This window comes from Planctomycetota bacterium, assembly GCA_016125255.1.
In the GTDB taxonomy this organism is placed as follows: Bacteria; Planctomycetota; Phycisphaerae; order Phycisphaerales; family Zrk34; genus RI-421.
Genome location: WGMD01000019.1, coordinates 1 through 25,329 on the forward strand (window position 1 = coordinate 1; position 25,329 = coordinate 25,329).

Annotated in this window: 18 protein-coding genes, 1 rRNA gene and 1 pseudogene; 2 read left to right on the forward strand and 18 right to left on the reverse strand. The window is 63.5% G+C overall.

Annotated elements, in window-relative coordinates:
* Positions 1–1,888: ribosomal RNA gene (locus GC162_14055) — 23S ribosomal RNA — on the reverse strand; the annotation flags it as partial.
* Positions 1,889–2,710: 822 nt separating this feature from the next.
* On the opposite strand from GC162_14055, the gene GC162_14060 reads away from it, so the two are divergent.
* Positions 2,711–3,706: an SUMF1/EgtB/PvdO family nonheme iron enzyme gene (locus GC162_14060; protein MBI1369766.1), complete on the forward strand. Its 996-nt coding sequence runs from the start codon at positions 2,711–2,713 to the stop codon at positions 3,704–3,706.
* A 134-nt stretch (positions 3,707–3,840) separates the two neighbouring features.
* Complete coding sequence (locus tag GC162_14065; GenBank protein ID MBI1369767.1) at positions 3,841–4,098, forward strand: hypothetical protein; 258 nt, start codon at positions 3,841–3,843, stop codon at positions 4,096–4,098.
* Between the two features lie 69 nt (positions 4,099–4,167).
* On the opposite strand, the gene GC162_14070 is transcribed toward GC162_14065, so the two are convergent.
* The 17 genes and pseudogenes from GC162_14070 to GC162_14150 form a co-directional block, all read right to left on the reverse strand.
* Positions 4,168–4,914, reverse strand: a complete 747-nt coding sequence (locus GC162_14070; protein MBI1369768.1) for a YebC/PmpR family DNA-binding transcriptional regulator — start codon at positions 4,912–4,914, stop codon at positions 4,168–4,170.
* A 66-nt stretch (positions 4,915–4,980) separates the two neighbouring features.
* Positions 4,981–8,010, reverse strand: coding sequence for a tetratricopeptide repeat protein (locus GC162_14075; protein ID MBI1369769.1), 3,030 nt, complete (start codon positions 8,008–8,010; stop codon positions 4,981–4,983).
* 35 nt (positions 8,011–8,045) lie between these two features.
* On the reverse strand, positions 8,046–8,933 hold the full coding sequence (locus tag GC162_14080; protein ID MBI1369770.1) for an ATP phosphoribosyltransferase: 888 nt from the start codon (positions 8,931–8,933) through the stop codon (positions 8,046–8,048).
* Positions 8,933–9,640, reverse strand: coding sequence for a hypothetical protein (locus GC162_14085; protein MBI1369771.1), 708 nt, complete (start codon positions 9,638–9,640; stop codon positions 8,933–8,935). The genes GC162_14080 and GC162_14085 overlap by 1 nt, the downstream gene beginning before the upstream one ends.
* On the reverse strand, positions 9,637–10,041 hold the full coding sequence (rbfA, locus tag GC162_14090) for a 30S ribosome-binding factor RbfA (GenBank protein MBI1369772.1): 405 nt from the start codon (positions 10,039–10,041) through the stop codon (positions 9,637–9,639). The genes GC162_14085 and rbfA overlap by 4 nt, the downstream gene beginning before the upstream one ends.
* A gap of 78 nt (positions 10,042–10,119) precedes the next feature.
* On the reverse strand, positions 10,120–10,410 hold the full coding sequence (locus GC162_14095; GenBank protein ID MBI1369773.1) for a DUF503 family protein: 291 nt from the start codon (positions 10,408–10,410) through the stop codon (positions 10,120–10,122).
* A 98-nt stretch (positions 10,411–10,508) separates the two neighbouring features.
* The gene (infB, locus tag GC162_14100) at positions 10,509–13,316 is read right to left on the reverse strand and encodes a translation initiation factor IF-2 (GenBank protein MBI1369774.1); all 2,808 of its coding nucleotides are present in this window, start codon (positions 13,314–13,316) and stop codon (positions 10,509–10,511) included.
* 76 nt (positions 13,317–13,392) lie between these two features.
* The gene (gene nusA / locus GC162_14105; GenBank protein MBI1369775.1) at positions 13,393–14,955 is read right to left on the reverse strand and encodes a transcription termination factor NusA; all 1,563 of its coding nucleotides are present in this window, start codon (positions 14,953–14,955) and stop codon (positions 13,393–13,395) included.
* A 757-nt stretch (positions 14,956–15,712) separates the two neighbouring features.
* Entirely contained in the window at positions 15,713–16,894 is a 1,182-nt protein-coding gene (locus tag GC162_14110; GenBank protein ID MBI1369776.1) for a nucleoside hydrolase, read from the reverse strand.
* Positions 16,895–16,900: 6 nt separating this feature from the next.
* Complete coding sequence (locus tag GC162_14115) at positions 16,901–17,758, reverse strand: prepilin-type N-terminal cleavage/methylation domain-containing protein (GenBank protein MBI1369777.1); 858 nt, start codon at positions 17,756–17,758, stop codon at positions 16,901–16,903.
* Positions 17,755–18,690: a hypothetical protein gene (locus tag GC162_14120; protein MBI1369778.1), complete on the reverse strand. Its 936-nt coding sequence runs from the start codon at positions 18,688–18,690 to the stop codon at positions 17,755–17,757. Before GC162_14120 ends, GC162_14115 begins: the two co-directional genes overlap by 4 nt.
* Positions 18,687–20,267: a hypothetical protein gene (locus GC162_14125; protein ID MBI1369779.1), complete on the reverse strand. Its 1,581-nt coding sequence runs from the start codon at positions 20,265–20,267 to the stop codon at positions 18,687–18,689. The genes GC162_14120 and GC162_14125 overlap by 4 nt, the downstream gene beginning before the upstream one ends.
* Complete coding sequence (locus tag GC162_14130; GenBank protein MBI1369780.1) at positions 20,264–20,803, reverse strand: sigma-70 family RNA polymerase sigma factor; 540 nt, start codon at positions 20,801–20,803, stop codon at positions 20,264–20,266. The genes GC162_14125 and GC162_14130 overlap by 4 nt, the downstream gene beginning before the upstream one ends.
* 767 nt (positions 20,804–21,570) lie before the next feature.
* Positions 21,571–21,843, reverse strand: a pseudogene (locus GC162_14135) (prepilin-type N-terminal cleavage/methylation domain-containing protein).
* Positions 21,840–23,228 carry a hypothetical protein gene (locus tag GC162_14140; protein ID MBI1369781.1) on the reverse strand — a complete coding sequence of 463 codons (1,389 nt, stop codon included), beginning with the start codon at positions 23,226–23,228 and terminating at the stop codon, positions 21,840–21,842. The pseudogene GC162_14135 and the gene GC162_14140 overlap by 4 nt, the downstream one beginning before the upstream one ends.
* A 21-nt stretch (positions 23,229–23,249) precedes the next feature.
* A complete protein-coding gene (locus tag GC162_14145; protein MBI1369782.1) occupies positions 23,250–24,812 on the reverse strand; it encodes a hypothetical protein in 1,563 nt (520 codons plus the stop codon).
* Positions 24,809–25,327, reverse strand: coding sequence for a sigma-70 family RNA polymerase sigma factor (locus GC162_14150; protein ID MBI1369783.1), 519 nt, complete (start codon positions 25,325–25,327; stop codon positions 24,809–24,811). Before GC162_14150 ends, GC162_14145 begins: the two co-directional genes overlap by 4 nt.
* Positions 25,328–25,329: the final 2 nt, after the last annotated feature.

The window sequence follows — 25,329 nt, forward strand, 5'->3', positions numbered from 1 at the left end:
ACCGTCATAGTTACGGCCGCCATTGACTGGTGCTTCGGTCGCCAGCTTCTCAGACGAATCTAATAACCGGCTTCCTTAACATTCCAGCATTGGGCAAGCGTCAGACTGTATACATCCTGTTGCCAGTTCGCACAGTCCTGTGTTTTTGATAAACAGTCCCCAGAGCCTCTTCTCTGCGCCCTCACCTTGCGGTGGAGGGACCCCTTATTGCGAACGTACGGGGTGAATTTGCCTAGTTCCTTAACAACCGTTCTCTCGAGCGCCTGAGGCTATTCGCCTCGCCCACCTGTGTCAGTTTTGGTACGGATCGGCTGATTGTCCACAACGGCTTTTCTTGGAATCCATCCATCCAGCATACCCATCTAAGAGGTTACCCTTGCGGGAACGGTCACGTCTAATCGACCGCCTGAACTTCTGGATCCGTCGCGTTGCTTCAACCGCACAACCGAGTGCAGGAATATTAACCTGCTGTCCATCGACTACGCCTTTCGGCCTCGTCTTAGGGCCCGACTAACCCTGGGCGGATTTACCTTCCCCAGGAATCCTTAGGCTTTCGGCGAACAGGATTTTCACCTGTTTTATCGTTACTCAAGCCAGCATAATCGCTTCCTGCCGCTCCACGAAACGTTACCGTTTCGCTTCTGCGCCGACAGGAACGCTCCTCTACCACTTGTGCAAGCACAAGTCCACAGCTTCGGTTCTCGCCTTATTCCCGATCATTTTCGGCGCCAAGTTCCTTGACCAGTCCGCTATTACGCGTTGTTTAAATGAGTGGCTGCTTCTAAGCCAACATCCTGGTTGTCTTTGCAACTTGACTTCCTTAAGAACTGAGACGAGATTTGGGACCTTAGCTGGTGGTCTGGGTTGTTTCCCTTTTGACCACGGATATTATCACCCGCAGTCTGACTCCCACGACAGAGGCATACGGTATTCGGAGTTTGGTTGGACCGGGTAGGCGGGTAGCCCCCCAAATCCATCCAGTAGCTCTACCCCCGTATGCTGTAACGTGAGGCTAGCCCAAAAACTATTTCGAGGAGAACGAGATATCTCCCAGTTTGATAGCACTTTAAGCCCTCCCCACAGCTCATCCCATAACTTTTCAACGTTAACGGGTTCGGTCCTCCAGGAAGTTTTACCTTCCCTTCAACCTGGCCATGGGTAGATCACTTAGGTTTCGCGTCTAACCCCTGCGACTAGTCGCCCTATTCAGACTCGCTTTCGCTTCGGCTACGTCCTTGTTGGACTTAACCTTGCCACAGAGGCTAACTCGCTGGCTCATTATGCAAAAGGCACGCTGTCACCCCCGAAGGGGCTACAACTGTTTGTAAGCATGTGGTTTCAGGTACTTTTCATTCCCCTTATAGGGGTGCTTTTCACCATTCAGTCGCCTTACTGGTAAACTATCGGTCGTTAGGTAGTATTTAGCCTTGGGGAGTGGTCTCCCCGGTTTCACGCCGGGTTTCACGAGTCCGACGCTACTCTGGTACACCTACCAGACTTTGATCTCACACGACAGGGCTATCACCTTCTATGGCTTACCTTTCCAGGTAATTCACGATCAATCTGGTCTGGATATTGGTGCCCGCAACCCCAGTCCGAAGACTGGTTTGGGCTATTCCGATTTCGCTCGCCGCTACTGACGGAATCGAGGTTTCTTTCTTTTCCTGTAGGTACTTAGATGTTTCAGTTCCCTACGTTCGCTTCGACAACCTATGCATTCAGTTGCCGATGAACTGCCAGGTTGCCCTGACAGAACGGGTTGCCCCATTCGGAGATCCCAGGATCGAAGCTTGGTTCCAGCTCCCCTGGGCTTATCGCAGGTTCCCACGTCCTTCATCGCCTCCTAACGCCGAGGCATCCACCACATGCTCTTAGTAGCTTGATCACATCGACTCAGAGTCGATGCCATCATTCCAGTACGATATCAACTGGAAACCCTCCCGTTCGAACCTAGGCGGATCGAACAGAAGAGCAGCCCAATAGCCATGCGCTACTCAGTGTCACATACATTATGTGAATGTATGCGGCATTCCAGACTTATCCACTTGTCAAAGATCACTTCCAGATTTCAATCGGCCTTGGCCGCTTCATCTGGGGCGGAGCAATATACCCGCCTCAAAGTTCGTGTCAACCCCTGTTAAGGGACTGCGAATTATTTTTTTGCCTACCTGATCGAGCGTCTAACGAAACAAGGTCGCGGGCAGTGCCGCGACCTTGAAGATGGGTCGTACGGGGGTGCTGCCGAGTGGTCTACCGTGTGTCCTTGTTTGGCATGTAGTGCGTATTCCTTACCTGAGCAGCGTTACTCCAAGCAGCAGTCTTCTTGCGACTGTGGGGCTAATGATATCCTCATCCATCGGACTGTCAAGCGAACCACCTGCGAATTTTTTCGCTTTTCAAAAGGCCCGGTAAATCCGCTGAAAATAGGCCTCTTTCGCCTCGGAGTGTGCGTCCTAGGACAGGATTGATACGCATGGGTCCGTTGACCAGTTCGATCCAGGATACAGAGGCGATTCGCGTCTTGAAGGTCGTGGCGGACCGGACGTAGCGGAACGAACCTGAATGTCGGCGGCAAGCGGTCCCGATGCCGCTGATTTTCCTTGCCTTCGCGCCGGGGGCGACGGTATATTGGCGTTGGCAGGGACGACGGCGTGTTCCGGAGTCCAAGTCGAGAATGTGATACGCATAACAGAGCTGAGGAGGTTTTGCGATGAGATCGGTCATTGTCGGTGCCGCTGCGCTTGCGGTTTGCGTCTGCGGGGCGGGCATTGTTCCGGGGGCGGGGGTTGCCCGGGCGGCTGTCACCTTCACTTGGGCGGACATCGGCAACGCAGGCAATGCGGCCGATCCCTCGACCGGCTACGGCGCGGTGTTGTATGACTACCGCATCGCCACGACCGAAGTGACCAACGCCCAGTACGCCGAGTTCCTCAACGCCGTGGCCGCAAGCGATCCGCACGGCCTGTATAACAGCAACATGGGCAGCGACGCCCGCGGCGGCATCACGCGGACCGGAGCGGACGGAAGCTACACCTACGCCACGAAAACAAACATGGCCGACAAACCGGTCAATTATGTGTCCTGGCTTGACTCGGCCCGCTTCGTCAACTGGCTGAGCAACGGCCAAGGATCGGCCCCTACCGAAAGCGGCGTCTACACGATCAACAACGGCCTGACCGAAAGCCGAGCCGGCGGCGCGTCGTATTTCCTTCCCAGCGAAGACGAGTGGTACAAGGCCGCCTATTACGACCCCAATACCAGCAGCTACTTCCTCTACGCCACCGGCTCCAACAGTGTACCGACTCTCGCTACCGCCAACGCCATCGGCGATATTTCCAACCCCGGCGCGAACGTGGTGAATTTTAACTCTGGCGCCGTTTGGAACAGTCAGAACGGGAACGTCACGACAGTGGGTTCAGCAGGAGCGGCCGGCGCCAGTCCGTACGGCACGTTCGATCAGAACGGCAACGTTTTGGAATGGAACGAAGCACTCATTTCGGCTTCTTTTCGCGGCGCCCGCGGCGGCTCGTGGAGCGTCAACGAGCTCCGCCTGCGGTCGTCCACCCGAGGCAACGGCATCCCGACGGACGAGACCAGCAACATCGGGTTCCGTGTCGCAAGTTCTGCCTTGGCGGTGCCCGAGCCGACGTCGGCGATGCTGATGTTGCTCGGTTCGGCGGCCACGTTGTACCGACGACGGCATTGACCGGTTGCTGGTCCGCATTCGCAACTTTTGGGCATGAATCCGCGACAACACTTGGAGCAGTTTCGAAGTCCAAATAGCGCTTCCAGCGAGCCGAGGCCATGAGAGACCGGGGTCTTCAAATATTGATTGCATTGATGTTTTTTGTGATTTTTGTTTTCGTCGTAACTGCGAACAACAAAGAAAATGGCGTCATTATCGCCTGCGTCGGCACAATTCTCCTTGGGTCCATTCTTATCCCCGTTCAACTGATCGAGGGCACCGCGAGATTCAAACGATGGGACATCGGCGTCGAAGAACATCCGCGCATTTATTGGATGTGGATTTCGTTACAGGGGGTCCTGCTCGTGCTCGCGCCGGCGGGATATGTGATTTGGCACTTGTTCCAACCGTAAAAGGCACAGGGGGCGCTGAAGCGCCCCCTGCCGTGTGCTGATCCCTGATCCCCGACCCCCGATCCCCGGTCAGCCCAACGCGGCGAGGTCCTCGTCGGGGATTTCGAAATTCGCGTGGACCTTCTGCACGTCGTCGAGGTCCTCGAGCGTGTCGACGAGGTTCATGACTTTGCGGGCGATGTCGCCGGTGCATTCGACGGTGGTCGAGGGGATCATCGACAATTCCGCCACTTGTGTCTCGAGTTTGGCGTCTTCCAGTGCGGTGCGGACGGCATGGAAGTTCGTCGGCGGACAGGTGATCTGCCAGACTTCGCCTTCGTCCGTCACATCCTCCGCCCCGGCTTCGAGGGCCAGTTCCATGATCGCCTCTTCGCCGATGGCGTCCTTGGCGACGGCGAAGACGCCGGTCTGCGTGAAGGTGTAAGCCACGGAATTGGTCGTGCCAAGGTTGCCGCCGGCCTTGTCGAAAGCAGTGCGAATATCGCCGGCGGTACGGTTGCGATTGTTGGTCAGACACTCGACCATCATCGCCACCCCGCCGGGTCCATAGCCCTCGTAAATCACCGGCTCGTAGTTTTCGCCGCCCAGTTCGCCGGTGCCCTTTTTGATGGCGTTGGCGATCGTGTCCTTGGGCATGTTCTGAGCTTTGGCTTCGTCGATGGCGTAGCGGAGACTCAGATTGGTGGCAGGATCGCCCCCGCCGTTGCGGGCGGCGACGATGATGAAGCGGGCGCATTTGCTCCACATCTTGGAGCGGCGGGCGTCCTGCCGGCCTTTACGGTGCTTGATATTGGCCCATTTGCTGTGACCAGCCATGGCGATGATCCAGATTGCGAAGTTTGGTAGGCGGAGTGCGGAGTAACAAGACAAAAGCCGGGGGCGTCACTTGTTGCCGTCGGGCGGGGGTTTTTCGCCGGGGATGGACGCCACGGCGGGCGGACGGTTGGCGGAGACGGCGTCGATCTTGGCCTGAAGACCCGAGCGGATCTTCGCCAGGTCCGGCCGGCGATCGACGTCCATGGCGTTGGCCTGCTCCAGCGCCTGCTTCCAGATGTCCGTCGCCCGGCCCTTCACGTCAAGCCGCCACAGCGCATCGCCCAGGTGATCGAGAATCACCGGGTCGTTGCCTTCGGGCTTCGTGCGGGCTTCTTCGAGCCGGCGACGCGATTCGTCGAACCGGCCCATCTTGTAGAACACCCAGCCCAGCGAATCGAGGTACGCCCCATTTTCCGGGTCGGCGGTGACGGCCTTGGTCGTCATCGACAGCGCCTGCGGCAGATTGCGATTGTCGTCGGCGTAGAAATAGCCCAAGTCGTTGTTCGACGGCGCGTGATCCGGGTCGATCTTCAGCGCTTCGAGCAGCACCTGCTCCGCCTTGTCGGGCTTCTCCATGGTGTGATACACCATGGCCTTTTCGTAAAGCACATCCGCCGGCTTGGCGGGCTTGGACGCCAGCGCCAGATCAAGCTGCTCAAGCGCCTTTTCCGGCTGATCCGCCTGCCGGTACACGACCGCCAGCGCCATCCGCAATTCGACCGCCTGTTCGGGCTTGAGCCGGACCGCTTCCTCGAGCCAGTGCGCCGCCTTGTCGTCCTTCTTCCATCGCGCGTAGAGCGAATAGAGCTTGATCGCGCGATCGAAGGACTCATCCTGACGCATCAGGAAGGCCTCCATGCGCGGATAGTACTGATCGAGCTTGCCGAGTTTTTCGGAGACCGCCTCCAGGAGCAGCATCGGCGTGGTCTCCTTGACCTGCGGATGCTTGTCGAGGAAGTCGAGCAGGTACTTCTCCGCTTCGGGCGCCCGGTCCGTCTCCATCAGCAGGCCGACAAGCTGCGCCATCGCCGTCATGTCCAATGCGTCTTCGGTCAGCAAACTGCGCAGGTTCTGCTCCGCGCGGTCGTACTGGCGATTGGCGCTGTACCACTCGGCCATCTTGAGCCGGGCGATGCGGCTGGCGGGTATCTCGCGTTGGACCTGCTTCATGAGCCGAATCCAAGCCGTATTGTCCGTCCGCGGATTCTGCTCGTACAGATCGAAAAGCTCGACGTAGGCGGCCTCGTACGTGGCGTCCAGATCAAGAATGGACCACAAGGTCCGCTCGGCGGCGTTGTAGTCCTTGCTCTGCCGCTCGACCTGGGCGCGGAAGAGGCGATATTCGAGATTGCGCGGCTCAGCGGCCTGAAGCGTGTCCATGATCTTCAGGGCGTCGCCGAATTTCTCGGTCCGGGCCAGCACCTTGGCGCGTGTGAAGCGGATCGCCGGATCGTTGGGGTCCTTGACCTTGTCCAATAGCGCCAGCGCCTGATCGTACCGACCGAGGCGGATCTGAAGTTCGATCGTCGCCACCTGCGGCGTGAGGAACGCCGGGTCGATTGTCTGGGCCTTGTCGTAGGCCGCCGCCGCCGGATCGACGCGACCGGCCGCATCATTGAACGCCCCGCGCAGATACCACGCCGCCGCCGAGTCGCGGTCGGAATCACTGAGTTTATCCACCAGCGAAAGCAGCTTGTCCGCATCGAGCTTGTGCTTGTCGAGGGCCTCGACGTAATCGCGGGCGGCTTCGGGGCGTTTCTCAATGAGCTTGACGACGGTGGCGATCAGCGCGGCGGGGTCCTTCTCGGCGACACGCGACGCGTAACGATCAAAAACGAGCATGTCGCCGGGCTTGGCGGTCAGATGATCAGCCAGAAGCGCCGCCGCGTCATGGTCATCGACCAGTTCGGCCAGCGCGAGCACCAGCGGGGCCGGACGATCCTGCTGCACGTACAGCGATTGCACGAGCGTGACGAACTGCTTGCGATTGGCGGTGTGATCGGCGACGTAGGGGACGAGCGAGAGCGACGGTGCGGAGACGCCGGTCGAGCGTAGCTGATCGACGAGGGCCTGTTCGGCCGAATGGGGCCGGCCCATCGCCATGAGCACATAAATGCGGCGTGCGGCGAGCTGGGCGTTGTCGATGGGCTCGTCGTCGTCGCCGGTGTTGCACTGGGCGTAGTGGTCGAAAGCGGCGTCGAACTTACCGAGGCGGCAAAGCGCATCGCCGACCTGCATGTGCACCCGGCTTCGCTGACGATCGAGGAAGGCCAGCTCGCGCAGCAGCGCCGTCGTGCGGGCGAAACGATCGGGCAGCTTCAGGTAGTTTTCTAGCTGCGTCACCGCCGCGGCGTCGTAACCCTGCTGCGCCAACGCCTGCCCGAGATAGTACGGGCGAAGGTACTCGACGGCGGGGTCGACAAGCTCCTGCGACACGGCGGCGGAGCGCGCCAGCGCGACGGTCGCCTCGGCCCAGAGCGATTTCTGAAACGCAAAACGCCCGAGCAGGAACAGACTCTGCCCATCGTCGGGGTCGAGTTTGACGGCTTCGCTTAAGCGCTGGGCGCCCTTCACATCGTTGCCGTAGGCGAAGTAGATCGAGCCGAGCAGGCGGAGAATCTGCGGGGAGTTGGGGTCGAGTCGCTGGGCCTGCTCAAGCTGCGTGATGGCCTGCCAGCGGTTGCCTTCCTTGTACGCCGCCCGGCCGAGGACGTAGGCCTTGACGGCCGCGGGGGCGGGCTCGGCGTCCGCGGGCTGAACATCCGCGCCCGGTGCGGGTTTGGGCGCGGGGGTGAGGTAATCGGGCGTGGGCAGCTTGGCGATCACCTGATCGAACGAAAGGGACGCATCCTCGAGCGCCTTGCCCTTGTGCGGTTCGACGAGCTTGGCGTCCACGCTCGGCGGAGCCGGCAGCTTGAGGTTGAAACTGTGCGGCGCGGCATTGGACTCCGCCTGCGCCTGCGCGGCGAGCCGCTCGACCGGCCCGTTGCCGGCGGGCGTCGAAGCCGTCGGCGTCGTCTTGGCCGGTTCACCACATCCGATCAGCCCCGTGACGATGACCACGCAGCCGATGACCTTCAGCCCAGTCCGTCGCACGCATCCAGATCGGCATGTCCGCACGTTGATATTTCCTAATGAATGACCTTGTTGATGGGGTAGCTGAAGATGCCGGTCGCGCCCACTTTGTGCAGCTTGGGCACCAGCTCACGCTCCACGCGCACTTCCAGAATGATTTCCATCGCGACCCATCCCTCATCCGCCAGCGGACTGACGGTCGGCGACTTCTCCGCCGGAAGCATGGCCATGATCGCATCCATCTTTTCGCGCGGCACGTTCATCTTCAGGCCAACGCGATGCTTGGCGCCGATCGCTCCGTTAAGCAAAAGCGCCAAGCTTTCAATCTTATCCCGTTTGACCGGGTCCTTCCATGACTCGTGATTGGCGATGATGCGCGTCGTCGAACTCATGATTTCGTCAATAATGCGAAGATTGTTCGCGCGCAGACTCGAGCCCGTCTCCGTAATGTCGACGATGGCGTCGACCAGCCGGGCCTTGACTTCCGTCGCGCCCCATGAGAACTCGACCTTGACGTTCACGCCCCGCTTCTCGAAGTAGCGCTTGGTTGTGTTGACCAATTCCGTCGAGATGATGCAGTTGGCCAGGTCCTCGGGCTTCTTGATCTCCGATTCCTCCGGCACGGCGAGTACCCAGCGGGCCGGTTTGCTCGTGGCCTTCGAGTACGCCAGCTCGCACACTTCGTGCACGTCCGACGCGTTCTCGACGACCCAGTCGTGCCCCGTGATGCCCACATCGACCACGCCGTCCGCGACGTACCGGCTCATCTCCTGCGCCCGGAACATCACGCACGAAATCTCCGGATCGTCGATCTCCGGAAAGTAGCTGCGGCTGGGGATGCGCACCGAGTACCCCGCCCGGGCGAACAGGTCGATGGTGCTCTCTTCGAGCGAGCCCTTGGGCAGGCCAAAACGCAGAATCTGCTGCTGATTGCGACGGATCATCATCGGGTCGCCTTCTTCTTCGTCGTCGACTTCTTCGTCGGACGCTGGGTGGATTTCTTGGTGGACTTCTTGGTGGTCTTGCGCGGGGCGCCGCCGTCGAACTTGATCGGCCGCTCGACGTAGGCGCGCATGAGCACATACGCGACGATCCCGTCGGCGGCCCGGATATGCGTCTCCAGGAACGACTGCACCTCCGCCATCGTCGCTTCCTCGTCCACGATCCCGTCGCGCTTGAGGCGATCGAGCAGTTGATCGTCGACCGGCATGGCGTGACCGTCCAGACTCAGGAGCACCACGCTCGCCGCCACGAACGGCGGCATGCCCTCCAGCCCCTCCAGATACTCGCGCGCTTCGCGCTTGGGCAGTTCCTTGACGCGCGACAGGTCCATCGCGTGCTCTTTGCGGTAGATCGCATGCAGCGCCCGGCTGAGCCGATACGCACGCTCCTCCGCCCGGCTGTACGACGAGCCGATGATCGCGACGATCTGCGCCGGGTCCGTCACGCGCAGGTCGTTGAAGTCCACGACCTCGCGCATGAGCTTCACGAAGGCCTGGTCGGCCTGATTATGGCTCGACTCCCAGCACAGGAAGCTGTGCACGAGCTGCTCCAGCGGCGGACGCTCGGGCACTTCGCGCTCCGAAGCCGACTTGTGCAGATAGCTGATCAGTTTCGACAGATGCTTGGCGTAGTCGCTGGCATTCTTCACTGGGAAGCATCCTCATTAGCGTCATCGGTCCCGGCGTCCGTCGCCGCGCCCGAATCCGTCATGTCTTCGTTGGCCTTGTGAATGGCCTCCATCACCGCCGCCTGTTTCTTGAGCGACGTGTCGAGCACGAACTGCAAATGCGGCATGGTCCGCACCGCCACGCGCTTGCTCACCGTCGCGTGCAGATGCCGGGACGCATGCTGAAGCGCCTTGACCGTCAGCGCCTGATGCTCCTCCGGCAAGACCGATACGTTCACCAGAGCCGTGTGCCCGTCGTCCGACACCTTCACGCTCAAGACCGAAATCATCCCCCGCACGCGCGGATCGGAAAGCCCTTCGGCGAGCACCTGCCCGAGGGCCTTGCGGAGCGTCGATTCAAGTTGTTCGCGGCGATGAGACATGGGGGGATGGGGGTCGGGGGTTAGGGGTTGGGGATCGGGGGGTTCCGGGGTGTTCGAGTTTCGGATTTCGAGTTTTCCTCAGTATCCGTTCAATATTTCAATCCGTCGGTCATTCAACACGAAGCGCCCGTCGCTTCGGAGCTGCTCGACGATTTTGTCGAGCGTTTTCTGGGCCATCTGCCCGTCGTTGGTCACCGTCACGATGCCCAGCACGGCGACCTGGTGGGCGTCGAGTCGATCCACCTCCGCCGCCGCCACGTTGGCCGACTGCCCCAGCTTCTCCTTGACGCTCATGACGATCCGCCGCTTGTCCTTGAGGCACATCGCGTCGCCGATGACCAGTTCAACCTGAAGGATGCCGATGACCATGAGGAGAGTTCGGAGTTCGGAGCGGGGAGTGCGGAGTAAAAGGCAGGGTCACGCGTCTGTTGCCTATCACTCCCCACTCCGCACTCCCCACTCCACACTTAAGCCAGTGTTGTCTTGACCGTCGTGGTGACGTAGCACTCGAGCACGTCGCCCTGGCGGATGTCGTCGTATCCTTCGATCTTCATGCCGCATTCCATGCCGGCGCGGACTTCCTTGGCGTCGTCCTTGAAGCGTTTGAGGGTTTCGAGGGTTCGGTCGTGCTCGATGACGATGCCGTCGCGCGTCACGCGGATATGCGCGTTGCGGCGGACGACGCCGTCGGTGATGTAGCAGCCGGCGATGGAGCCGACCTTCGAGACGCGGAAGACTTCGCGCACTTCGGCGTGTCCGAGCACGTCTTCGCGTTTGGTCGGGGCGAGCATGCCTTCCAGGGCCTTCTTCACGTCGTCGACGATGTCGTAGATGACGCGGTAGAGGCGGATTTCCACGCCGCGGCGCTCCGCTTCGTTGCGCGCCTGCTGCGAGGCGATGACCTGGAAGCCGATGATGACCGCGTCGGATGCTTCGGCCAGAAGCACGTCCGACTCGGTGATCCCGCCCACGGCCACGTGAAGCACCTTGACCGTGACTTCCTCGTTGCCCAGCTCTTCGATCGCCTTCTTGAGCACTTCCATCGAGCCCTGCACGTCGGCCTTGAGCACGACGCGGAGGTCCTTGGTCTGACCCGCCTTCATCTGCTCGAACACGTTGTCGAGCGTAACGGCGCCCTTGGTGGCCAGCTCCTTCTTGCGCTCACGCTCGCGGCGCTGCTCGGCGATGTTCTCGGCCTGCTTGAGCGACGTCGTCACGTACATCTTGTCGCCCGCGTCCGGCACTTCATCAATGCCGGCGATTTCGATCGGCGTCGCCGGACCCGCTTCCTGAAGCTGCTTGCCGTGATCGTCCGTCATCGAGCGCACCTTGCCGTACGCACGACCGATCACCACGAAGTCGCCCACCTTGATGTTGCCCTCTCGCACGAGCACGCGCGCGATCGGCCCGCGGCCCATGTCCAGCTGCGCCTCGATCACCTGACCGTGCGCCTGACCGTCATAACCGGCCTTGAGTTCGAGCAGTTCCGCCTGATAATCGAGCACTTCGATGAGTTCAGGGACACCCGTCCCCGTCGTCGCCGACACCTTCATCACTTCCGTCGACCCGCCCCACTCGGTCGGGTTCAGTTCATGCTCGGCGAGCTGGCCGTAGATGCGCTGGATGTTCTTTTCCGTCGCCTCGGGCTTGTCGATCTTGTTGAGCGCGACGACGATCGGAATCTTCGCCGCCTTGGCGTGATTGATCGACTCGATCGTCTGGGGCATCATGCCGTCGTCGGCGGCGACGACGAGCACGACGATGTCGGCGAGGTTCGCGCCGCGGGCGCGCATGTTGGTGAACGCCTGGTGACCGGGGGTGTCGAGGAACACGACGGTCTTGTCTTCGCCGTCCGAGCCCTTGATGGTCGTGCGGAAGGCGCCGATGTGCTGCGTGATGCCGCCAGCTTCGCCGCTGGCCACGTCCTCGGAGCGGATGCGGTCAAGCAGCGACGTTTTGCCATGGTCCACGTGACCGAGCACGGCCACGACCGGCGGGCGACGGCGGATGTCCTTGTACTCGACCGCCTCCAACTCGCCGGCGATCTGCTCTTCGGCCGTCTGGGCTTCCTTGACGATCAATTCAATATCGTTTTCGAGGCAGACTTCCATCGCCGCCTCGGAGTCGATGGCGTGATTGATGGTCGTCATGATGCCCTTGTTGAACAGGAACTTGATGATGTCAGCGCCCTTGATGCCCGTCGCCGCCGACAGGTCCTTGATGGTGAACGGCGCGGCGATTTCGACGCGGCCGCCGACGTCCATCGGCGTCTGGGCGATCGATCCGCCCTCGGCGCGCTTCTTCATCTCGCGCCGGCGCTGCTTCAGGAACCCGGCCGCGTGGCTCAAACGCTCCTCGCGCTCCACCAGGTCCTGCTCACGCCGCACGCCCTTGAACCACACATCCGCATCGCCCGTGCGGCCCTTGCGCGGGCTGGCCGTGCCGGTCCGCTTGTTGCGCCGCGGCGAGCGTCCCGACTCGTCGTCCGTCTGACCCTGCGCCGGACCGCCGGCGCCGCGGCCGCGCACCGGGCCGCGCGAACGAATCACATCCGGCGCCGGCTGCTCCGGCGCTCGCGCCGCAGGTCGGGCCGGACCGCCGTCGGCCGCTCGACGCGGACGCGGGGCGCGCATCACCTCCGGCTCTTCGACACGGATGACCTTCGGCCCGCGCAGCTTCGCCGCCTTGGGCGTCACCAGTTGCGGACCGGCCGGCTTGACCACCGGCTTGGCTTCCTCCGCCGGCGGCTCCTGGGCCTTGGGCTCTTCCTTGGGCTTGGCCGTCGCCGGCTCCGCCTTCTTCGCCGCTTCGGGCGCCGCCGCTTCGGCGACCGGCTCGGCGACCGGCTCCTGGACCGCGCCTTCCGCTTCCGCAGGCGCGGGGGCTTCCGCCTCGACCACCTCGGGTTCGGGCTCGGGCTCGGCCGTCTTCTTCGTCGCCTTCGTCGGCTCCTGGACCGGCTCCTGGGCTGTGTCCTCGGCGGGAGTTTCCTCCTCGACCGGCGCCGGGGGCGCATTGAGCTTCTTGCGCGGGCGGGCCTTCTTGATCTTCGCCAGATCGACCTTCTCGGCCGTCTCGATCGCCGTCGAGCCCGGCTCGTCGCTGTCATGTTCGCTGAACCACTCGCGGATCGTCATTTCAAGCCCGATCGGGATCGCCGCCATGTGGTTCTGCAGATCCAGACCTTCAGCGCGACACTTTTCGAGGATCGCCTTGGACTCGATCCCGATTTCCTGCGCGACCTGAAATAGACGTTTGGCCTTGGCCAAGACAATGCTCCTTGCGACCTGCCGCGGCCGCGCTTATCCGCATCAGCGGCGGGCGCACAATACGCCCGAACCGCCCGATGCTTCACGACTCCGATTCATCTTCGTCCGTCTCCGCTTCGCCCGTCGCAAGCTTGGCGATTTCCGTCTCGTCCTGCGACTGTTCGATTTCGATTTCCGCCGGGCTCGCCTGACGCTTGCTCCGCGCCTCGGCCTCCGCCTCGGCCATAGCCACGTCATGCGGCCCGTCGCCCCCGGGCTCCTCGCCGCTCTCGTCCGCATCGGCGCTCCGCCGGCTGGCGAGCATGTCCATGATCGAGCCCGATTCGTCCATCTTCGGCGCGGAAGCCGCCGCCTGCCTGGACGCCCCGCCGCCCAATAGATCGCCCAGAATCGACGCCGCCTGCGCTTCGCCCGGCTGGGCTGCGATCGCCGCCGCTTCCTCGGCCTTCTTCTTCTCCGCCAGCTCGCGCTCCTGCTGCTGCTGCTGAGCCACCACCTTCGCGCGCTCCGAGCACTTGGTGACGACCTGAGCCGCAAGCTCCGGCGTCATGCCCAGGTTGCCGACCTGCTCCACGAGCACTTCCTCGCCGACTTCCTCGACGTCGAACACGGTGATCATGCCCAGCGCGGCCATGCGGTCGATCATCTCCTCCGTCACGCCCTCGACGCTCTTGAGCGTCTCGTCGAGAATGTCCAGTCCACGCGCGAACTCGGCGGGTGTGAGAATATCGACGTCCCAGCTCGTAAGCCGGGCGGCGAGGCGGACGTTCTGCCCGCGCTTGCCGATGGCCAGCGAAAGCTGATCTTCATTGACCACGACGGTGGCGCGGCCAAGCTCGAAAAACAAGCTGATTTCGACGATTTCCGCCGGGCGCAGCGCGTTGGCGATGAGCACCTGCGACGACTCGTTCCACCGCACGACGTCGATCTTTTCGCCGCCCAGTTCGTCGACGATGTTCTTGATGCGGCTGCCGCGCACGCCCACGCAGGCGCCCACCGCGTCGACCTTCGAGTCGATCGACGACACGGCGACCTTCGTGCGATGCCCCGGCTCGCGGGCCAGGGCCTTGATTTCGATGATGCGCTCGGTGACTTCGGGCACTTCGACCTCGAAGAGGCGGCGGATAAAGTCCGGCGCGGCCCGGCTGAGCACGATCTTGACCTGATGCCCCATGTCCCGCACGTCCAGAATCATGCACCGCACACGCTCGCCCGGCTGATGCTGCTCACCGGGAATCTGCTCGCTGCGGGGCATGAACCCTTCGGCCCGCCCCAGCGAGATGACCAGCGACCCGCCCTCATAGCGTTGGGCCGTCCCCGTGACCAGTTCGCCGATGCGGTCGGAGAACTCGTCGTAGATGCTGGCGCGCTCGTCCTCGCGGAACTTCTGAATCATCACCTGCTTGGCGGTCTGAGCCGGGATGCGGCCCAGCGACTCGAGCGGAATCTCCACGCCCGAGCGGAAAAGCTGGATTTTGCCCGTCAGCCGGTCCAGCGTGGAGGAAAACTCGTCCGTGTCCTCGGCGTTGAAATGTTTACGCGCGGCGGACACCATCGCCTGCTCGATGTCCGTGTACAACGATTCCTTGTCGATGTTCCGGTCGCGGGCGATTGAGTCGATGATTCGAAGCATTTCGGGATTCATGTCGGTCTCGCTATTCAGTTGTGTATGACCCTGTTCGCAGGGTGTTTGTCTGGTCAAACAATAAGGCCACGCCGGTTGCTCGCATGCACCGCGTGGCCTGTGGGGTATCCCCTTCGGGATGAACCATGTTGGAGTCGGCGACTTACGTCATGACCGACTCCCGGTCCATCCGTGCGGGAGAGCACGGGCCCACAGGCGCGACGGCATGAAGCGGCTTACGCTCCATGACCTTCGCCCATTCCTCTCGCCATCACATGGCCTTTCCATTCCATCATCACACGCTCCATGCGTGAAATGCCGCCGAACCGCCCATCGGTCCGGACAAGACCTATCAGTCTAGAGCATCAAGCCCCCATGTCAAGGCAACCCGCCCCGCCGCCGCTCAAACCCCAAGCGCACCGGCGCGACCACCCCCCGAGATTTCGACGCCGCTGTGCGCCCCCGTTCGCGACCCCAAAACCGACGCTTTTGGCGTCCCCCGGACCGGCCAAAGCGCGCACCGCGCGGCCGGTGCGCACCGGCGCGGCCCCCCGGTCATCCCTGTGCGACGCATTTTCAGCACTTATAACACCGCGCGCCTCCCCCGTGCGCGTTTTTGCCATCCCCATGCGCGAAAAACGCCTCCCCCGTGCGCCGACTGGGGAATATGCCCCAATGCCTGTCAACAAAGGCCCCGGCGTGAGGGCACGCCGGCTCGGACACGCTTCGTCTGTTGAAGGACAACCGCATTCCGAAGTTTGTCAGAGCCGGGCTGCCCTCAGCCCGGGGGTTTGTTTTTCGGCGGGCGCGTGATGTAGTCTTCGATGAGGTGCGTCACGGTTTTGACCGCGTCGGCGTCTTTGTTGAACTGGATCTGGATGTGATCGAGGTCGGGCGTGTCCTCCCAGCGGTTGGTGCCGTTGGGGAAGATGTGGTTACTGCCGGTGGTCAGAAGATGCCAGTACGGGGCGTCGGGCCGGACGGCGAAGAGCAAGGCGGTCTCGTCCCAGCTCGGACGGGCGGGGGCGTTGCCGAGGTAGAGCTTGTAGGCGCGGCGGATCGGATTGTCATCGGGGGTTTTGTCGAGTGTGCGACCGGTCAGAACGTCGGCGCCGATGCCGGAGAAGTAGATCGGGCCGGGCCAGTCGGCGACGGCCTGGACGGCGGCGGCGGGATCGGGCTTGAAGTTGCCGTACACGTGCGGGTCCATGTGCTCGGGATACCGCCCGCCCATGCAGACCCAGCGATGCACCTTCCGCTTGACCAGCGCCAGCCCGGTGAGCGGACTGATCGCGTCGGGCTTGGACGCAAGCAGATAGCGCAGATTCGTCAGGTACCCGACGGTGACGATCACGACCGAATCGTCGGGCGCCGCGGCCAGCACGCGGCGATACACCGTGACCGCATCGTCGGCATCGTCATTGGTCTTGAGCACGACCGCGCCCTGCCCGATCGCCTTGGCATATTTGGACCCGCGATCGATCGGGGCCCCGGGCAGTTTGGGCGCGCCGATGGGAATGTCGGGGCGGCCGTAGTAACGATTGATCGCCTCCACGCACGGCGCGGAATACGGATAGTGCGAACTGACGACCGTGGCGAGAATCGTCACCTCGCCCTCGTCGGCCATCGCGTGCAGCATCGCCAGCGCGCCCACATCGTCGACATCGGTATCCATGTCCGTATCGAAAAAAATCGGCACCGGATGCGGCTCAGCGGCGCGGAGCGGAACGGACAACACCAGAAGAATGCACCCCATCAACAGCGACACGAAACGTGTGCCTCGGCCCCCTCTCCCTCCGGGAGAGGGTTGGGGTGAGGGTGGCCCCGAATGAGGGCGCGCCACAGATCGATTGCAGTCAGTAATTGAGAGCCCCCTCACCCGGCCCTTCGGGCCGACCTCTCCCGAGGGGAGAGGTGGAAGGCAAACATCAACGACGTGAAGCATGAACACCTCAATCATCAAAAGTCACGGCGCGCCGCTGACGGGCGTCGTCGTATCATAGTTGCGGTGCCACTTGAGGGACCAGACTTCCACGAGCGGGACCGGGGCGGCGTGACCATCGACGAAGGTGATGTTCGTGGCGTCGTCGTGACGATTGGAGACCCATCGGAAGGCCCAGTCGGCGGTGGTGATCGAGAGCGTGGCTTCGGGATTGTCCAGGTCGGAGGGGAAAAGCTTGAGCGTGCCGGGGATGCCGGGCGCGCCGGAGCGGAAAGTGCCGTCGCCGACGATGGGCGTCTGCGCGGGGATGCGAATCTGATTGACGGTCTGAAAGACATTGCCCTTGATGTTGTAGGTTTTCCAGACGGTCGGGCAGAGGTTGATGTTGTAGCTGTAGGATCCGCGATCGAAGGGCGCGCCGGGTTGATAGCCCGCCCGCTGCTCGCTCCACGCCAGTCGGGCCATGCCCATCCGCATGCCCGGCGTGCCGGAGTTGCCCAGTCCCTCCGTGCCCGGCGGATCGACGGTGCTCGGGCACAGCAGGACGGCGGTCGAATCGGCGAAATACTTGTGCAGGACGCCGATCCAGATCAGTTTGTCGGGCCGCTGGAGGGTGTAGTCGAAAAGTCCGCCGCGCCATTCGATGGTGTAGGCGGTCCAGGCGATGCCCAGTTGATGATTGTTCGCCAGACACGCGACGCGCTTGGACACGGCGCGGGCTTTTTTGAGGGAGGGCAGAAGAATCGCGATGAGCAGCGCGATGATGGAGACGACAACGAGGAGTTCGATCAAGGTGAAGGCATGACGCGCGGCGGGTGGAACGGGGTGACTGAAGTCACCCCGCCTCGGGGGGGAGTCATGATGAGTGCGGGTGTGCATCATTTGCGTCGGCGCATCGTCACGAGGCCCATCAGGGCGAGGCCGGCGGGCAGCGCGGCGGGGGTCGGGACGAAGAGGAACTGGTGGGAGTTGAGGACGACATCGCTGATGCGCAGTTCGTCCATGAGTCCGCGCAGCTCGAAGCGGTACGGGGAGCGGGAGGTTCCGCCAAGGCCGAAGGCGGTCGTGATGGCGTTCATGTCGCCGCCGATGGTGGCGGAGCCGATGAAATTGGCTTCGGTGGCTCCGCCGTCCAGACGCGTCCAGTAGAAGGAGACGTTGTTGGCGGTCGCCTCGCCGGTGTAGGTGACGGCGACGTGGAACCATTCGTTGGCGACGAAGGCGTTGGGTCCGGTGGTGGGAATGGCGGCTCCGACGCTGGTGGTTCCGCTGGCCTGTCCGTTGTAGAGGGCGAGGGTTCCATTGAGGATTCGGAAGGCGCCGCCGCGCGTGGTGGCGCTGTCGTGGCTGAAGATGGTCTGTTCGTTGGTGGAGCCGGTGTCGATGTTGGCGATGTTGACGAGTGCTTCGATGGTGAAGGCGCCGTTGGCGGCCTGGAATTCGGCTTGATCGGCGGCGGGTCCGAGTGTGCCGCCGCCGACGCCGCTGGCGGTGGAGTGGGTGCCGCCGCTGCCGGCGTTGAGCATGTTGAAGGCGTTGCCGAAGCCGGAGAACGCGGCGGCGGAGTAGCCGCCGCTGGTGGAATGGTTGCGTCCGTCGGCGCCGCCGGTGCCGGCGGTGGTGCCGGGGATGTTGAGCGTCGTGCCCATGCCCGAATCCATCAGGGCACCGGACGATTCGTCGAAATGGTAGAGATGGAGCGTGTGCGCATCAGCGACGTAGGGCCCCTGAATCGCGGCGTGAGCGGAAGCGCCGAGGGCGATCGAAGCGGCGGCGGCGATCGCAAGTTGGAGGGAGGTGCGTTGGTTTCTCATTGCGTGATCTCCTTGGGCGTTGAGGGGACGGAAATGTCATCGGGCGTCGCGGGGGAAGTGACGGGGTGCGACACGCGGTACATTTCCGCGACCTGTTCGTCGGTGAGCGTGCTGCGCAGGATCAGCACGTCGTCGATCAGGCCGCGGAATCGATAGGCGTCGGGTCGGTCGGGGCGCGTGCCGATTTTCAGATTGGGCATTGCATCGGTGTGAGTGGGGTCGCCATGCGTGGAAGCGGTTTCGGCGCGTCGTCCGTCGACGTAGAGCTTCAGTTCGCCGGCGGACGGGCCAAGCGCACGGAAGGTCGCGGTGATCATGACCCACTGATCGGCTTGCACGGCGGGCGCGGTGACCTGCGTCTTCGTGTCCGGCTCGCCGTTGCGTCCGCACATGACCATCGCGTCGGGGCGACCGTCTTCGAGAAGTCGCAGGAATCGACCGGGGTTCGCGCCGGAGTTCTGCACGCCGACGAGGTAGGCCATGTGATCACCCTTGAAGGCGTCGGGCTTGACCCACGCGCTGACGGTGTAGTCGCCCGCCGGCCAGGTCGCGCCGATGTCGATGTAGCCCGAGCCGTCGAATCGCATCGCCCCGTCCGCGCGGCCGAAGCGATCCGCGGCGGGCGCGACGCGGCCTTCGATCCGGCCGTCGGGCCCGAGCGTCGCCGAGGCCGTGCCGTCCAGCGGGTAGTACGCCATCGCCTGTGCGTCATTGAGGAGTCGTGCGGCGAGATAGGTCTGCCACCATTTCTCATCGGGGCCGGCGAATTCGATGCGCCCGTCGCGCACGCGGACGCGCTGCCCGGCGGTGATGACGCGGCTTTCGTGCGTGGTCACCACCTGCACGCGCCCTTCGATGACGCCCAGCGTGTCGGCGGTCGGGGCGTCGATCGACAGCTCGAAGCGCGTGCCTAGATCGATGACGCGCGTGCCATCGGGGGTTTGGATCATGAACCCGGCCGCTCGGGCGGGGACGTACGCATTGAGCGTTCCGCTTCGCAGGACGCCGCGGTTGGGGCCGAGCATGGATAGTTCGCAGGGACCGGTCAGATCGACGACGGCCCCGCTATGGAACATCACCTGCGCCTTGCCGCGGGTCAGCGCCATCTCGCCCGCCCGCAGATCGGAGCCCAGCGCGTAGGACGCATCGGCGAAGGCGGCATCGGGGGAAAGGTCGCTGAGCATCGCGACGGCCGTGTCGGAGTGCGGAGCGGGGAGTGCGGAATGGGGAGCAGTCGGCAGGAAGACATACAACAGCGCGGCGGCGAGCGTGACGAGTGCGGCGGCGGTGTACCAGACGCTTCGCCCCGGAGCGGGCTCAGCGTCGGCGTGGCGCGCTGCGGATGATTCCCTCACGCCGACGCTGAGCCGCGCTTCACGGCGAAGCGTCTGGTACTTCCGCGCCTTGAGTTCCCATCGCAAATGTGCATGGAGCTGCACATAATCCGCGTAAAAACGGCGTAGTTCCTCCTCTTCGCGCAGCAGGCCGGCAAACGCATGCGACTGCGCTTCGGTCATCTCCGCGGCGAAGAACGACTCGAAAAGCTCCGCGGTTTGGGGAAGCGGCGATTCGTTCATGCTTCGCCTCCCGGATTTTCGATTTCGATCCGCCGGGCGATGCACTTGAGCAGCGCGATGCGGATTCGGTACATCGTCTGATACAACGACGCGAGCGGACGCTGCATCGACTCGGCGATCGCGCGGACCGTCTCGTCGCCGGCGTAGTGCCGCTCCAGAAGCTCGCGCTGCGTCGGGCTCAGCTCCGCAAGACAACGGCCCAGCGCCTTGCGCCGCGCCTCCGACTGGTCCGCGCTGGCGGCGGCGGCGTCGGCGAGGTTCATGAGCAACGCATCATCAAACACCAGCCGGCTCCGCGCAAACTGCTTCCGCGCGGTCAGCACTTCGAAGTAGGCGACCCGGCAAGCCCACGCCATGAACGGCGTCCCCGCCTCAAACTCCCCCGCCTTGCGCCACAACACCAGATTGACCTGCTGAAGCACATCCTGAGCCGTGTCATAGTCGCCGACGAGCGACATGATGTACCCGTAAAGGGCCGGCTGGGAACTGGTGAGCTGCTGCGCGTAGGCCTCGGAGGGTGTCAGTCGCTCATCCATTGCGGTCTCCACTTCAATACGGCGCAACTGCGACGACCTTCAACAGACGCATCCGAAAAAATTTCGCGCCGCGCGGGCAGCACGCCGTAAAAGATACCGTAAATAAAAAACCCGCCAGTCAAAACCGCGGCGGGCGGAGCGTGACGGGGGTTGGATCAGGCGGGTCAGCGGTTGTCCCATTCGCCGGGGCCGATCGATAAGTGCTGGAGATTGACGACGTTGCCGCTGGGGGCGCGGGCTTTCCAGTCGAACGTCGGCGTGGGGCCAAGACCGGTGGAGAGGATGTGCTGGGCGGAGCCGTCGGCGGCGAAGTAGTTGCCCCCGCCGTCGGGGTGCCATGTGCCGAGGCGATCGACGTTGGCGTGGCCGGGCTCGATGTTGGTGCGGTTGATGTTGACGGCCGGGTCCTCCTCGACGATCAACGGCATGGGCACGCTGTCCCATCGTCCGGTGGCGGGGTCCTGCACGCTGGCGTTGAGCGGGACGGAGCCGCGGGAGGCCCCGGCGAGACTGATGAACGAGGCGTAGTCGAACATGCCGTTGGACCCGACGCCCGACCCAAGCACGCCCGCCCGCAGACCCGGGCAGCGGTACATCTCTTTGGACACGATCAGTCCCTCGCCGCCGAGGTATTTGATGAGCGTGCCTTTCTTCGGAACGGCGGTCCAGATTTCCTTGCCCATCCAAGAATTCTGCCAGTCTTCGTTGTAGTGGGTCCAGTAGACGCTGGGCAGGCGCTGCTTGTGATCATCGGCGAACATGAAGAACGCGATGCCGATGCTGCGCTGCTTCGTGCGGCAGACGACGTCCTCGGCGACGTCGCGCGCCCGTGTGATCGCCGGCAGGAGAATCGCGACGAGCAAAGCAATGATCGCGACGACGACGAGGAGCTCGATCAAGGTGAAGGCGCGCCGCCCGGCGGGCGCGCTACGGACAGCGCATTTAGCGGCGGGGCTTGCCCCGCGTGGCGCGATGCGTCCGCCGCGGGGGGCAGGCCCCGCCGCTAAATGACGCGCGAGATGGACGGGTTTGCAGTTCATTTGCGGCGGCGCATCGTCACGAGACCCATCAGCGCCAGCCCGGCCGGCAGCGCGGCGGGGGCGGGGATCACCATGAGTCCCTGAATCTGCGACTGCGAGAGGGCGATGTCGTAGACGCGGACCTCGTCGATGTAGCCGGCGAAGTTTTCGCCGCCGGGGCCGTTGCCGATGCGGAAGATGTCGGGGGTGACGCCGGGGGCGAGCGTGCCGGCGACGGTGCCGATGTTCACGCCGTTCACGTAGAACGTGGCGTCGAAGCCCGAATCGAAGACGACGCTGACGAAGGACCACACGCCGGCCTGAATGCTCGCGGCGATGTCGTAGTCCTTCTTGCCGAAGGCGGTGAAACGAAGTTTGTCCCCATTGAGCCCCAGGCCCCAGCCGGTGCCGCTCGTCGACGCGGTCGAGGAGAAGATGCGCTGGATGCCGTTGGTGTCATCGGGATTGATCCATGCCGAGACGGTGAAGTTGCTCGTCAGGTTGCCGAAGTCGACGTTGTGGGCGTTGACTTCCTGATTGGTGCCGTTGAAGTGGTAGGACGAGCCGAACTCGGGGCCGACGGAGGCGTTGCCGACGGTGGGCGCGTTGACGGCGTCACCGGTGTGGGTTCCGTTGGCCTGATAGCCGGAGGAGTCGTAGGCCTTGGTGCCGGACTTTTCGTCCAGGGCGTAGTAGGCGACGAGATGGGGGACGGTGGCGAGCGTCTGAATCTCCGAGGCGGACAGCACGCCCGAGTAAGCGCGGACATCGTAAAGCGCGCCGTTGAAAAGTTCGTTGGTGTTCAAGCCGGAGATCTGCCATCCGAACCCGGCGTTGCCCTGCGTGCCGATGCTCGAGTCGGTGTTGCCGGCTCCGGTGAGGGCGACGCCGTTGACGTAATACGTGATCGCGCCGCTGGACGCCTGCGTCACGGCGATGTGCCGCCAGCCGGCGGCGACGAGCGCGGCGGCGCTGGACGTGTTGTCCGCCGCGCCGTAGGTCGTCAGCAGGATTTCCGACCCGCTGATGCCGAAGCCCCACCCGTTGCCCGTGGCGTTGCGCGAGAGGACGCGCTGCTTGCCGGAGACGGCGTCGGGCTTGATCCAGGCGGTCAGCGTCATGTCATTGATGATCGTGCGGAGATTCTCGGCGGAGTTGAGCCCGGTCACGCGGGCCAGTCCGCCGGACTGATCGAAGTCGGTGGCGGCGGAGTACGAATCGGGCGTCTCGGCGGCGTGGAAGGCCGAGCCGGTGTAGGTGCCGTCGTCGTTGAAGCTCGACTGATCGTTGGCGGTGCCGGTGGGCGCGTCGATGAGGAGCCACTGGCCGTTAAGCGTGGCGGCGGAGGCGATCGAGGCGCTGAGCGTGAACATCAATGACGTGGTGAGTTTCGTAAGTCGATTCATCCTGTTTGCTCCTGTCCGAAATTAAGGGTGCGGGTTGCCGATTCGGTAATGTTCATCAATCTGCCGTTGCGAAAGCGGGCGGTCATACACCGCCAGGTGCGCCGCATTTTGTCCGAACGCTTCGGCGCCGTCGCTCATCGCGCCGATCGAAAGCCGCACGCGATCGGTGTAGCGCGGGGCCGTGTTGGCGATCATCCAACCCTGCGGCTCGCCGTCGACGTAGAGCCGCGCCGCGCCGCCTGCCTCGTAAACCAGCGCGACGAAAATCCATCGACCCGTCGGCAGATTCAGGTCGGTGAAGTCCATGTCGCGCACGCCGTACTGCGTGAAGCGAACGGTGTGACGGTCCATGAAACCCAGTCCCCATCCGCCGGCGGCGCTGACCGAGCCGTTCGATCGCCCGTCGATGCTGATGAGCCGCTGCACGAGTTCGTCATGCGGCTGTGCGTTGAGCTTGACCCATGCTTCGATCGAGATCGCGCCCGTGAGTTTCAGCGCCGCCGGATCGCCGCTCAGGCGCTGCCCGTCAGCGAAGTCCGCCGCTTTCTGATCGGGCGTCGGGCCCTTGGACATCGTCAGTTTCGTCATGCCCTCCAGCGCGATCGCCGCGCGGCCCAGCGGTTTTTCATGACCATCAAGCGGCCAGTACGCCAGCGGGTCGTCGCTGAGGATGCGCTGCCGATACAGTTCGCCGGGCGTCATCTGGAAGCGATCGCGCAGATTCATCTCGGCGACGAGACTTGTGAGTTTCCGCCCCCCCGCCGCCGCCGACGCCGCCATCCCCGCCGTCATGTTCAACGGCTCGCCCCGGCCGGCGGCGTCGAACGTCACGCGCCCTTCCAGCACATCCGCCCGCACCGTGCCGTCGCGCGACACGCGCACGACGAACTCGGTGCCCAGATCGGTGATGCGCGTATGGTCGGGCGTTTCGATGTAGAACCCCGCGGCGGGATGGGGCACATGCGCCATCAGTTCGCCATACTCGAGCCGCCCGCTGCCGGGACCGGTCACGATGAACTTCGCCGGCCCGCACAAGGTCACCAGGGCGCCGTCGCGGAAGTAGAGCTGGGCCGTGCCGTATTCGAGCCCGACTTCGCCCATCGTCGCCGCTTCGCCGATCGCCGTTGTTTCATTGATCCTCGACGTCGGCGACCAGAGCGCGCCCTGCGCATCGGTGAGCGTGACGATCTGCTCGATCGCCGGCGCGACGGGCGCGACGGGCGAATCGCTGGTCGCGCGCGGCCAGTACCAGTAACCCGCCATCACCACCAGCACCGCCGCCGCCGCCGCGAGCGCTTCCGCGGCGTACCAGACGCTTCGCCGCGAAGCGCGGCTCAGCGTCGGCGTGAAGGAATCGTCCGCAGCGCACCACGCCGACGATGAGCCCGCTCTGGGGCGAAGCGTCTGGTACGCCTTTCCCTTCCCACGGAAGCACCACTGCATCGACACATGCATGTCCATCGCTTCCAGGTACCGCCGCCGCGCCGTTTCGTCCGTGCGCAACAGCGTCTCGGCCAGCCGGCGCTCGTCCGCGCCGAGCCGGCCTTCGATCAGGCGGTCGATCCAGTCGATGGGCAGCGTCATTCGCCGGCCCCCTCGGCGACGCGCTGACGGATGCACTCGGCCAGCGCGTGGCGAATGCGGCGAAGCGACAGGTACAGCGCATTGCTGGTCTGCCCGAGCCGGGTCGCGATCTCGTTGATGGCTTCGACCCCGCTGTACGCCTGCTCGACAAGCTCGCGCTGGCGCGGGGGAAGCGTATCGATGCAGTGCCGCAGGGCGACGCGCCGGTCGTCGAGCTGCGTGTCGATCTTCCGCCGCTCGTCCGCCAATAGTTCGATCACATCGCTCGAAAACGCCTGCGGACTCCGGTCGCCGCGGCGGATGTAATTAAGCACCTCGTACCGCGCGATCGTGCAGGCCCACTTGACGAAATCCGTCCCCGCCTCGAACTGCTCCCACTTGCGCCAGAGCACCAGCGAGGTCTGCTGAAACACCTCTTCCGCATCCGTCCGGTTCGGCAACAGCGTGCCGATGAAGGCGTACACGCGGTCCTGCCCGCGCACGAACTGCTCCGCGAAATCGCTCTGTGCATGCATGC

Bases quoted from the DNA above. Each gene is read 5' to 3' on its own strand.
- GC162_14060 (MBI1369766.1), top strand. From the start codon at position 2,711: ATGAGATCGGTCATTGTCGGTGCCGCTGCGCTTGCGGTTTGCGTCTGC.
- GC162_14130 (MBI1369780.1), bottom strand. From the start codon at position 20,803: ATGGATGAGCGACTGACACCCTCCGAGGCCTACGCGCAGCAGCTCACC.
- GC162_14070 (MBI1369768.1), bottom strand. From the start codon at position 4,914: ATGGCTGGTCACAGCAAATGGGCCAATATCAAGCACCGTAAAGGCCGG.
- GC162_14120 (MBI1369778.1), bottom strand. From the start codon at position 18,690: ATGAGAAACCAACGCACCTCCCTCCAACTTGCGATCGCCGCCGCCGCT.
- GC162_14145 (MBI1369782.1), bottom strand. From the start codon at position 24,812: ATGACGCTGCCCATCGACTGGATCGACCGCCTGATCGAAGGCCGGCTC.
- nusA (MBI1369775.1), bottom strand. From the start codon at position 14,955: ATGAATCCCGAAATGCTTCGAATCATCGACTCAATCGCCCGCGACCGG.
- GC162_14065 (MBI1369767.1), top strand. From the start codon at position 3,841: ATGTTTTTTGTGATTTTTGTTTTCGTCGTAACTGCGAACAACAAAGAA.
- GC162_14140 (MBI1369781.1), bottom strand. From the start codon at position 23,228: ATGAATCGACTTACGAAACTCACCACGTCATTGATGTTCACGCTCAGC.
- rbfA (MBI1369772.1), bottom strand. From the start codon at position 10,041: ATGTCTCATCGCCGCGAACAACTTGAATCGACGCTCCGCAAGGCCCTC.
- GC162_14110 (MBI1369776.1), bottom strand. From the start codon at position 16,894: ATGATTGAGGTGTTCATGCTTCACGTCGTTGATGTTTGCCTTCCACCT.
- GC162_14095 (MBI1369773.1), bottom strand. From the start codon at position 10,410: ATGGTCATCGGCATCCTTCAGGTTGAACTGGTCATCGGCGACGCGATG.
- GC162_14115 (MBI1369777.1), bottom strand. From the start codon at position 17,758: ATGATGCACACCCGCACTCATCATGACTCCCCCCCGAGGCGGGGTGAC.
- GC162_14150 (MBI1369783.1), bottom strand. From the start codon at position 25,327: ATGCATGCACAGAGCGATTTCGCGGAGCAGTTCGTGCGCGGGCAGGAC.
- GC162_14125 (MBI1369779.1), bottom strand. From the start codon at position 20,267: ATGAACGAATCGCCGCTTCCCCAAACCGCGGAGCTTTTCGAGTCGTTC.
- GC162_14080 (MBI1369770.1), bottom strand. From the start codon at position 8,933: ATGATCCGTCGCAATCAGCAGCAGATTCTGCGTTTTGGCCTGCCCAAG.